Raw genomic sequence first — 6,592 nt, 5'->3', positions numbered from 1 at the left:
GTCTCGAGGTGATCAGCAGATGCCCGGCCCCGCCGGGCAGGTAGGCGGCGACGTCGGCCGGCCTCTCCGCGCTGTCAAAGACCAGCAGCCAGCGGTCCCGGCCGCGCAGCTCGGCCAGCAGCCGCTCGACGGTATCGGCCACCGTGGGCCCGGGGGCTACGTCGAGCCGAGCGGCGAGCGCGGCGAGCTGGTCGGGGATGAGCACCGGCTGTGCGGCGTCGATCCACCAGACCACGTCGTAGTCGGCAGCGAACCGGTGGGCGTACTCCAGTGCCAGTTGGGTCTTGCCGACTCCGCCCAGCCCGTAGAGCGCCTGGGCTGTCAGCGTGGTCTCCCCGGCGTGCAGCCGGCGCCGCAGCTCGGCCAGCATGCCATCCCGCCCGGTGAATCGCGGATTGCGTAGCGGCGCCCGCCACACTCCCGGCAGTGCGCCGGCGAATCCCGGTTTGTCCGTCGGCGCCGGTCCGGCCCTCGGAAACGGCGGCGAGGCTGTGGGCCGCCCACCGGCCAGCCGAGCCAGCAGCCGGGCTGCCGCCGCGGTCTCGTCCAGGCCGGTCAGGTCCAGGTGGATCAGCGGCGCGTACAGCGGAGGCAGGGTCACCGGCTCGACCAGGACCGGCACGATCCGCCCCTCCGCTCCCGCCTGCTCAGCGAAGGCCGCGCGCAGCTCCGCGCTCCCGTACGTGGAGGTGAAGTAGACCTCGGTGCACACCGCCAGTAGCCGGTCGGCCCGCTGCAGCGCCTGCTGCATACGGGTCACGAAGTCCTCACCCGGCGCCCAGTCCCACACGCCCAGTTCGACGCGGTAGCCGGCTTCCTGCAGCTGCCAGGCCAGCCACTCCGCCCAGGCGGTGTCCCGGCCGGCGTGGCTGATGAAGAAGTCGGTTTGCTTTCCGCTGACGCGCTGCGGGGTCGCGTCACGAGCAGCAGCACCCGTTGGGCTCCCCAGGATCACGGTTTCCCCCTTGCTTGCAACTAGGGAGATGGAGCGTCGAACCAGCCAGTCCGATACGGGCAACTCATCGTTCCCATGACGGGGCGCGTGAGCTGGTCGTTGCCCGTGTTGGCCTACATGGGTGAAGGAAGACGCAGGAGTTCGGTGGCCCTCACGGAACGCCTGCAATGGGGGTCAGGCCGCCTCGGTCTTCTCTGCGAGTTCTGCGGGGCTGCCCATTGCCACGGCCCCTCCAGAGCGCGATCCGCTTGGCCACTCGCGACCCTTAGCGTCAGGATGGGCGCGGCTGCCACGGACGCCCTGACGCTCGACGGCTCTGCCGCCGAGCCATGCCATCACCGGGTGGCTGGCGCGGGAGCCTCCGGCATCAGGCCGACCTGGGTCAGGTAGTCGGCCATGTTCCAGTACAGGTGTTCCTCGGCGATCCTCCCGTCCCGCAGCCGCCCGATCGACAACCCCTGGATCAGGAACGAACGGCCGGTGTTGGGCAAGCCGCGCGACTTGTCCTCTCGGTCATTCGTGCCCGACATGGTCCACTCCGCGGCCCACAGGTCCTCCGTGCCGACAATGAGGTCGCCCAGGTCGAGGCGGTAGTCGCTGGACATGCTCCGCGTCAGGTCAACGAGCATGGCGCGCACCGCGTCTGTGCCCTCCAGGCGTTCGCCGAGCCCTTTGTCGTCGAAGACGACGTCGTCGGTCATGAAGGCGAGCACCTTCGCCGGGTCGTGGCTGTTCCACGCTTCGATGTAGGCGGGCATCCAGTTCGGAATCCCGGAACTTCCGGTGTCGCTGGTCATCGTCCCCACTCCGTCGTGACCCCGTGATCCGTCCCCCTGTCGCCCCCGTGGGATCGCGGAAACTACTCCCGTTTCGAAGTCCGTCGATAGGGACCGAAGGCGGTGCGGTGATCCGCCGGTTATAGGCCATGCCTGAAGCCGAAGTAGGGGACCTACGGTTCCCCCGACGAGGCGCACGAGCTCCGCAGGCCCACGTTCACTGCGGCCGACGCGCGCGGTCCGCCGCAGTGTTGCCACCCAGATGGAAGGCGATGTTGGCGGCGTGGGTCAGGCGCAGCACGCTCGGGTGGTCGGGGCCGAGCACCCGGCGGCCGCGCTGCAGGGTGTCCTCGCCCAGCGCGCGGGCTGGTTCGGCCGCACCCAGCCGGGCCAGGACGATGGCTAGGGCGGTCGCCGCCTCCAGGGTGATCGTGTGGTCCGGGCCGAGCACCTGACGGCAGCGCTGCAGGGTGTCCTCGCCCAGCGCGCGGGTCGGCTCGGCCGCACCGAGCCGGGCCAGCGCGGACGTCAGCACGGTCGCCGCCCACAGCGTGAGCACGTGGTCGGGGCCGAGCATCCGGCGGCAGCGCTGCAGGGTGTCCTCGCCCAGCGCGCGAGCCAACCCCGCCGCACCCACCCGGATCAGCGCGTACGTCAGGGCGATTGCCGCCGTCAGGGTGGTGGCGTTATCGGAGCCGAGCGCCCGGCGGCCGCGCTCAAGCGTGTCTTCGCCCATAGCGCGGGCCTGCTCCGCCTCACCCGCCGAGATCAAGGCGAGGGTGAGGGCGGTCGCCGCCGTAAGGGTAGTGGCGTGGTCCGGGCCGGATACCCGGCGGCAACGCTGCAACGTATCTTCGCCGAGCGCGCGAGCTGGCTCCGCCTGACCTAGCCGGACCAGGGCGAGACTGAGGGCGGTCGCTGCCCCCAGGGTGGTCGGGTGGTCCGGGCCATGCACTCGGCGGCAGCGCTGCAGCGTGTCCTGGCCCAGCGCTCGGCCCACCTCCGTCTCGCTCAGCGCGAACAGGGCAGCGGTGAGGCTGCTTGCCCCGGCCAGTACGTCGGGATGATCGGGGCCGAGGATCACCCGCCAGCGGTCGAGCACCTGCTCGCCCACAGATCGGGTGCCGTGGACGTCGCCGCGGGCCAGTAGGTAGCGGATGGTGTCCAGGACGAGTTGCCGACCAGCCGGATCGTGGTCGGTCCGCGGCGCGGTGGCGAGCACGTGTGGTGTGAGCTGGGCGTGGGCGGCCCAATGGGTCGAGTCGTCCGGGAGACCGGCGACGGCGGCGGCCAGCAGCGCCACCACGCGCTCGGCGGCGGCCTGCTGCCGGTCGGGGTCGAGCTGGTGGCGGATGACTGCCTGCACCAGCCGGTGCACCTGGAAGCCCTCGGGGGACCGGCGGGCCAGGGAGTAGCCGACCAGTGCACCGACGGTGTCGGCGAGGGCGTCGGGGTCGGCGGCTGTGCTACGCAGCGGCTCGGCCAGAAGGTCGGGGTGGCCACTGAACAGGTGGAGGGGGACGGGTTCGGGGGCGAGGAACGCGGCCAGCTCCAGCAGCTGAACCGCGGCCGGATCCTCGCCGCGCAGCCGCTCCAGCGACAAAGCCCAGGTGGTGTCGAGCCGCCCGGAGTAGCCGACCACGTCGCCGCGGGACAGCAGGCCGGCGCGGCGGGTGCGGAACCGGCGCAGGTAGTCCGTGGGTGGCAGGTCGGTCTGCTCCAGGTAGCCGGCGGCCTGCGCCGCGGCCAGCGGCAGATCCCCGAGTTCGGCGGCGAGCTTGTCCGCCAGCTTCTCATTGATGCCTGGAATACGGGTCCGCAGCAGCGCGATCGTCTCCGCCCGGGCCAGCACGTCGACCTCCAGCCGCCCACCCAGACCGCCCCAGCCGGGGGAGCGGGAGGTGATCAGCACGTGCCCGGTGCCACTGGGTTGATAGCCGACGATGTCCTGGGGCCGCTCGACGTTGTCGAGATCTGCAGCCAGCGCGCCCGACCGCGCAGCTCGGCCAGCAGCCGGTCGACGGTGTCGGCCACCTTCGGCCCCTGGGCCACGTCGAGTCGGGCGGCGAGGGCGGTGAGTTGCTCAGGAACGAGCACCGCCTGTTCGGCGTCGATCCACCACACCAGGTCGTAGTCGGCGGCGAACCGGTGGGCGTACTCCAGTGCCAGTTGGGTCTTGCCGACTCCGCCCAGCCCGTAGAGCGCTTGCACCACGAGCGTGGCCTCGCCGGTGCGCAACCGCCGGCGCAGCTCGGTAAGCATGCCGTCCCGCCCGGTGAACCGCGGATTGCGCGGCGGCACCTTCCAGACCGCGGGGAGGGCGCCGGCGAACGCCGGTTTGGCAGTTGGCGTGGGTCCCGCCCTGGGGAATGGCGGCGCGCTCGCCGGGCGGCCACCGGCCAGCCGAGCGCGCAGCCGGGCCGCTGCTGCGGTCTCGTCCAACCCCGTCAGGTCGACATGGATCAGCGGCGCGTACAACGGCGGCAGGGTGACCGGCTCGACCAGCACCGGCACGATGCGCCCCTGCGCCGCCGCGGACCCGGCGAAGGCCGCGCGCAGCTCGGCGCCGCCGAACACGGAGGTGAAGTAGGCCTCGGTGCACACCGCCAGCAGCCGGTCCGCCCGCTGCAGCGCCTGCTGCATGCGGGCGACGAAGTCCTCACCGGGTGCCCAGTCCCACACGTCGAGTTCGACGCTGTAGCCGGCCTGCTCAAGCTGCCAGGCCAGCCACTCCGCCCACGCGGTGTCGCGGCCGGCGTGGCTGATGAAGAAATCGGTCCCCCGACCGCTCACGCACCAGTGCTACACCCATCACCTGCCGTAGACGAGACCCGGCACCGCCGGACACGCGAAGCGACTGGTCGACCGGGGTCGTGGAGGGCCGGCTGTGCGGCCGGCTCGTGCGCGCCACCGATCCCGCCTGGCCGATGCGCGGGTGATCGCCGTCCACCGCCTGCGCTTCGACTCCTTGAGTGAGGGTGCCCTCGGCGACGTGCGGGGGACCCTTGAGGGCCTCGTCGTGCGCACCTACGAGCCTAGGGGCTCAGCCACACCTTCTAGCTGAAAGCTGTTGACCCCGTCCCTGCGGGAGCGTCCGGGCGTGCTCAGGCCCCCGCGATCGCGGGCCATCTCCCTGCGCTACGTCGTCGTTCCAGCCGGGGCTCGCGTGGAGACGAACGTGCGTGCACACCGTGGTCGCCGAGCGCGCCGACGCCCTGCTGAGCTTCTACCGGCTGGCCGGCGAGGCGCCGGCCCAGAACTGGCGTGCACCACCTCGTCGCGGCGGCCCAGGAAGATCGTGCGGTCGAAGATCCCAGGCCGGCCGCGCCCGACCGCGCACGCCTTCTGCAGCGCGGCGATCTCCTCGTCGGTGAGGACCGGCACCGGCTTATCGGGTGGGCTGGGGATCTCGATGCCGTCGGTGGGGGCCTTCTCCAGTTCTCCTTCAGTGACCAGCCAGCGGCAGAACCCGCGCATGCCGCGCAGCCGGGTGCCGACGGTGGAGGGCTCGGCGGTCTCGGCCAGCTCCGCCAGCCACGCGGCGATGGCGTGCCGGGTCAGCTCGTCGAGCACCGGCTCCCGGCCGCGGTCGGTCAGCCACCGGGAGAAGTAGCGGACGGACTGGCTGTAGAGCTCGATCGTCCGCGCGCCTTCGCCGCGGCCCGCAGGTGCCGCCGGAACGGCGCCAGCAGGTCCTCCAGCCGGATCGCCACGGCGGGAGGTCATCGGGCGAGTGAGCGCTGTGCTAGGTGGCCAGCAACTCGAGGATCAATCGTTTTCGCTGGTAGGACGCTTGGCGCGGGACGGCTGGACCCGCATCGGCTCACCCGGCATCTTCGGGTAGTCCGGGGGATAGGGCAGGTCGCCGAGGCCCTGGTCCTTCGCCTGGCGCTCGGCCAGCTCGAGCAGCGGCTCGATGCCGAACGCGTGGTCGGCGATCCCGGCGTGCTTGTCACCGACCTCGCGGAAGCGGGCCGGCATGGTGAGCACGTCGAAGTCGGTCGGGTGGACGTCGAACAGCTCGTCCCAGTCGACCGGCGCCGAGACCGGGGCGTGCGGCTTGGGCCGGATGGAGTAGGCCGAGGCGATCGTGCGGTCCCGGGCCATCTGGTTGTAGTCGATGAAGATCTTCTCGCCGCGCTCCTCCTTCCACCACGACATCGTCACGCGGTCGGGGATCCGCCGTTCCAGCTCGCGGCCGAAGGCGATGACCGCGCGGCGCACCTCCGGGAAGGTCCAGCGCGGCTGGATCGGGACGTAGACGTGCACGCCGCGGCCGCCGGAGGTCTTCGGCCACCCCTGCATGCCGAACTCCGCCAGCAGCTCGCGCACGTGCGGCGCCACCCGGACGGCGTCGGAGAAGTCGGTGCCCGGCTGCGGGTCCAGGTCGATGCGGATCTGGTCCGGCGACTCGACGTCGGACTTCGACACCGGCCACGGGTGGAACGTCAGCGTGCCCAGGTTCACGCACCAGGCGACGACGGCCACGGAGTCCGGCGCGATCTCGTCCGCCGTCCGCCCGCTGGGGAAGGTGATGTGCGCGGTCGGCACCCAGTCGGGGGCGTTCTTGGGCACCCGCTTCTGGTAGAAGGCGTCGCCGGTGTTGTCCATGCGGGTGGACAGCCGCGCGCCCTCGAACACCCCGCCCGGCCAGCGCTCCAGCGTCGTCGGCCGGTCCCGCAGCGCGTGCAGGATCCCGCCGCCGACGGCGATGAAGTACTCGACGACGTCGATCTTGCGGATGCCGCGCTCGGCGAAGTACGGCTTCTCCGGGCTGGAGACCCGCACCTCGTGCCCGTCGACCTGCAGCAGGACGGCGTCCTTCGACGACGCCATCAGCGACCCGATCCCGCGGAAGTGA

General features: G+C 71.8%; 6 protein-coding genes. All 6 read right to left on the bottom strand.

Annotation, left to right across the window (positions count from 1 at the left end):
* Window positions 1-955, bottom strand: a 955-nt coding sequence (locus ACI79G_RS09680) for a TIR domain-containing protein (RefSeq protein WP_456880917.1), incomplete at its 3' end; no start/stop codon positions are given.
* Between the two features lie 335 nt (window positions 956-1,290).
* Window positions 1,291-1,752, bottom strand: coding sequence for an ester cyclase (locus ACI79G_RS09675; RefSeq protein WP_456880916.1), 462 nt, complete (start codon window positions 1,750-1,752; stop codon window positions 1,291-1,293).
* Between the two features lie 196 nt (window positions 1,753-1,948).
* Window positions 1,949-3,643, bottom strand: a complete 1,695-nt coding sequence (gene fxsT, locus ACI79G_RS09670; RefSeq protein ID WP_456880915.1) for an FxSxx-COOH system tetratricopeptide repeat protein — start codon at window positions 3,641-3,643, stop codon at window positions 1,949-1,951.
* A complete protein-coding gene (locus tag ACI79G_RS09665) occupies window positions 3,637-4,524 on the bottom strand; it encodes a TIR domain-containing protein (RefSeq protein ID WP_456880914.1) in 888 nt (295 codons plus the stop codon). Before ACI79G_RS09665 ends, fxsT begins: the two co-directional genes overlap by 7 nt.
* A 345-nt stretch (window positions 4,525-4,869) precedes the next feature.
* Window positions 4,870-5,457 carry a tyrosine-type recombinase/integrase gene (locus ACI79G_RS09660; protein WP_456880913.1) on the bottom strand — a complete coding sequence of 196 codons (588 nt, stop codon included), beginning with the start codon at window positions 5,455-5,457 and terminating at the stop codon, window positions 4,870-4,872.
* Window positions 5,458-5,499: 42 nt separating this feature from the next.
* Window positions 5,500-6,567 (bottom strand): DNA polymerase domain-containing protein, encoded by a 1,068-nt coding sequence (locus tag ACI79G_RS09655; protein WP_456880912.1) that lies wholly within the window; start codon window positions 6,565-6,567, stop codon window positions 5,500-5,502.
* Window positions 6,568-6,592: the final 25 nt, after the last annotated feature.

Source organism: Geodermatophilus sp. SYSU D00779, from assembly GCF_054050595.1.
The sequence above is the reverse complement of the archived record's forward strand: the minus strand, read 5'-3'. Positions and strand labels throughout refer to the sequence as shown.